This is a genomic window from Williamsia sp. (genome assembly GCF_016462415.1).
Lineage (GTDB): Bacteria > Actinomycetota > Actinomycetes > Mycobacteriales > Mycobacteriaceae > Williamsia_A.
Genome location: NZ_JAEMTF010000117.1, coordinates 2,839 through 6,230 on the forward strand (window position 1 = coordinate 2,839; position 3,392 = coordinate 6,230).

The 3,392-nt window shown below is 65.4% G+C and carries 3 protein-coding genes; 1 reads left to right on the forward strand and 2 read right to left on the reverse strand.

From position 1 onward, the window contains the following. Together JHC79_RS20210 and JHC79_RS20215 are read right to left on the reverse strand one after the other, a co-directional pair. Nucleotides 1–738 (reverse strand): hypothetical protein (locus JHC79_RS20210; protein ID WP_296394184.1); only part of this gene is annotated, 738 nt, incomplete at its 3' end. 35 nt (nucleotides 739–773) lie between these two features. Next, nucleotides 774–2,264: a hypothetical protein gene (locus tag JHC79_RS20215; protein ID WP_296394185.1), complete on the reverse strand. Its 1,491-nt coding sequence runs from the start codon at nucleotides 2,262–2,264 to the stop codon at nucleotides 774–776. A gap of 27 nt (nucleotides 2,265–2,291) precedes the next feature. On the opposite strand from JHC79_RS20215, the gene JHC79_RS20220 reads away from it, so the two are divergent. Further along, complete coding sequence (locus JHC79_RS20220; RefSeq protein WP_296394187.1) at nucleotides 2,292–2,588, forward strand: hypothetical protein; 297 nt, start codon at nucleotides 2,292–2,294, stop codon at nucleotides 2,586–2,588. The last annotated feature ends 804 nt before the right edge of the window (nucleotides 2,589–3,392 follow it).

Here is a 3,392-nt window from a genome sequence, read left to right on the forward strand (position 1 = left end):
GTCGAGGTGCTCGATACGCACCCATTCTGGAACACCCGCGAACGCCGCAGGGTCGAGGAGAGGTTTTGCTTCCGATGAACCGGACAACACCACCTGGTCGTCGTTTCGTTGGTAGTGCGTGAAACCGGTTGATGGCGTGCGATACACCGTACGGATCCGTTTGGCGTCGACCGATACGACGGGAGCGATAGAGCCGACCGTCGCGGCGACCGCGCCGACAACTGCAACTCTCTGCGCGGCGACCGCGGGTTTGCTGTCCGATTCCGACATGGTGAACGCGACCGGCTCGGCCTGCTTACGTGCAGCGAACGCGGTGGCCTGGCGGTCGGCGGCCTCGACGATCGCGATCCACCACGATGGGTTTGCCGAGCGTGGAAAGCGTTGGGCCTCACGCCGCAGATCAGCTGCATCGAAGTGCATGTCGTCGGACGGGGCATCGGTCTGCAGGGGATCGGAGCGTGTGGAGAAGGCGCCGATGCTCGCGCCCCGGATCGTGGCGGTGAGAAATGACCCTGTGTCAGGGTGGTATTCGATGGCACGAAGCTCATCCAGCAGGTCGCGGCAGTCGGGCATCGGGATCGCAGTCGGGGCTCCGAAGCCGCGGTGTCGGACGAGGTCGCCCGCGCGATAGCACCGAACGTCCCCGTAGATCGTGTCCCCGACCGTGGTGAACCGGATCTCGAATTCGGTGATCTGGCTTGCCCCGGTGAGGCACCGTCTGACGAGCTCCCGCCACAACTCGATTGTCCGCGACCGGGGGTCGAGGGGTGGCGTCACGATCTACTCCTCGTGTTTCGGAACTCGAATCGGTGGACATTCCGGCCACCGTCGAGGGAGATCTCGACGATATACGAGTCCGGCACCACCTCTCCCGCGCGCATGATCTCGGTGCGCGCCCAGATCCCCCGTCTACCCGTGCTCGGTTCACCGAGTGCGCGCGAGAGGATGTCCTCGGTTGCGTATCCGGCGCCTGGGGCATCGCCCTGTTGAACCTGATTGGTTCCCGCGTATTCCATTGAGTACACGTACGGTTCGCTCGGGGCGCCGAGCTGATTTCGGTATGGATGGCCGGCGTTGAAGTCGGAACGGGTGATCTCCGGTGTGCTCGGGTCCCGGTGCTCGTTCAGGTGGTCGATGACTGCCTGATCGAGGACGTGGGTCGTCGTGATCGTCTGGGCGTTGTCGTTTCGATGTTGCTGTGCTGCGGGGAGATTGTGTGCGTCATCGTGATAGACGGTCAACGCCCCGTTTGTGTCTCGATGAAAGAAGGCGGCATCGGTGATGACGACTGTGTTGGTCCACCGGTGCTGTGCGAGTGGGTTCTGTGACGTGCCACGCGGCGCGTAAGTGATGAGCTCGACCGTGCCGTCGTCGCGGGTGTACATCGTTCCGTGGCCGCGCACAACGTAGCGGGTGTTCGGATCAAGTACCGGGCTGTCAATCGCGACGCGATTGGCGCCTCCCCGTCGTCCGAAGTGTGGACCGTTGTCCTCGGGTGCCGGTATCAGCCTGCGGAACTCCTGAATCGTCACTTCCCGGGTCGTGTGCGTGCCGGCGGCGAGACGGTCGAATGGGACCTGCGCGAGAACCGGGTTGGTTATGCCCTCGGTGTGATGGCTGTACGTCACGTCGGCCGGGTCGAGCCGTCCCCGCGCCCGAGCGGTGTCGATCTCGCTCTGTAGATACCGGTCGTCACCGAGTCGTTGATTTTCCTCGACCGCGCGAGCACTGTCGTCTACCCGGGTCTGAGCAAAATCGTCAGAAGTCGGGTCCGGCGTGGCGCGGTCGCGCGACGGGCCAGAATCAGCATCGGTCGATCCGCTGTCCGCCCCACGATCGATGTCGCGCGACGGACCGGCATCCTCGTCCGACGTGCCGTCCGCCGGCTCGCGATCGCGCGACGGACCGGTCTGCTCCGGATCGTTGGGGCGGTTCTGCGCGGTGCTGTCGTCGCGTGATCGATCGCCGCCAGGACGACTGTCAGGCTCCTGCGCCGTCTCCCTTGCTGCGAGCCGTGCTGACTTTCTCGGAGGCTCGGGGCCGTCATCTGCGTCTGCTCTGCGTTTTGCGCCGATGGACTGCTCGGTGTCGAAAGGAGTGCGGTTGGTCGGACCGGTGCCGTCCTGGAGTCGGATGTCGTCGCGATGCACCGGTGCGCCGGACGGATCTCGATATCCGGTGTGAGCCATGGTGACCGTGTCGCCGAGGCCGTGTTCGGAGAGTCTGCCGTGAACACCTGCGGGAACGTCGTCGATGTAGTTCACACCGTCGCGACGGGACACGTTCAGGACGTGGCCCACGTCTTGATCCTGGTGACGCACGACGACGAGGCCTGTGGTGCCGTCGCCCAGCGCGTCGAGGTGCGCCTCGATGTCGGCGGTCGAGGTCGGTATGAAGTCGCGGTCTCCCGCGCGGGACTGCAGCTCTGCTCCCGTTACTCCCGCTCGGTCGGCGCCAATGGATTCCGGGATAGTGGTGTGCCCTGTGCGGGTCAATTCCTCGTGGTGCAGCGCGATCGGTGCGCAACTGTTGTCGAGTGTGTTCTGGCTGTTGAGCCGGGAAGCGGCATCGACGATGTCGGATCGTGACGGGTTGCTCGGCAGGTGGACATCGTCGCCGGCGTGATGCACCGATGGTGCGTCGACCATGTCCACGTCGCCGTCGTGGTGCGTGGGTGGTGCGTCGACCATGTCCACATCGCCATCGTGATGTGTTGTCGTCTCGTCGGAGTGGACATCAGGCGAGGTGTGGGGTGGATCGACCTCCATGAGGTCCGGGTCGATTCCGCGGGCAGAGCCCACGCGGTCCCCGTCGGCGGGTTGCGTACCGGACTCGCCGTCGGGACGGTCGCCCGGCGTCGTCGGGTCCGATCGTGGGGCGGGCTGCTCCCCGTGCGAAGTCTCCGGTTCCGGCACCGACTCCGGGTGCGTCGTGGAATCGGCGGTCTGGGCGCCGGATTCGTTGCCGGACTCCGGCGGGCCGCGCACCCCGTGGGCCCCCTGTTCGACTGGGGGGAGCGGCGGCGGGTTGTTCGGATCGATGCCCAGGTCGGCATTGACACTGGGGCGGCTGGTCGACGCGGCGTTCGAGATCGCGTCGTAGGCGTCGTCGCCGTGCAGTCCCCTCCCCTCGTACTTCGCGACGATGTCGTCCCAGGTGAAATTCTTCTCGTTCGACCGCAGAGTGTCGGCGGCAGCCTGATCTGACATGAGGTCACGTGCAGTTCCGCGCAACTCATTGCGGAGATCGAACAGGGTGTGGGCGCGCTCGTCGGCGGGCACACCCTGATCACGCAATTCCTGTGCGATCCGGGCGATCTGTTGCTCGCCGTGTGCGTAGACCGTACGGGTGTCGGCATTCGACAGTGAGTGAGCCTCGTAGGCGGGGATGCC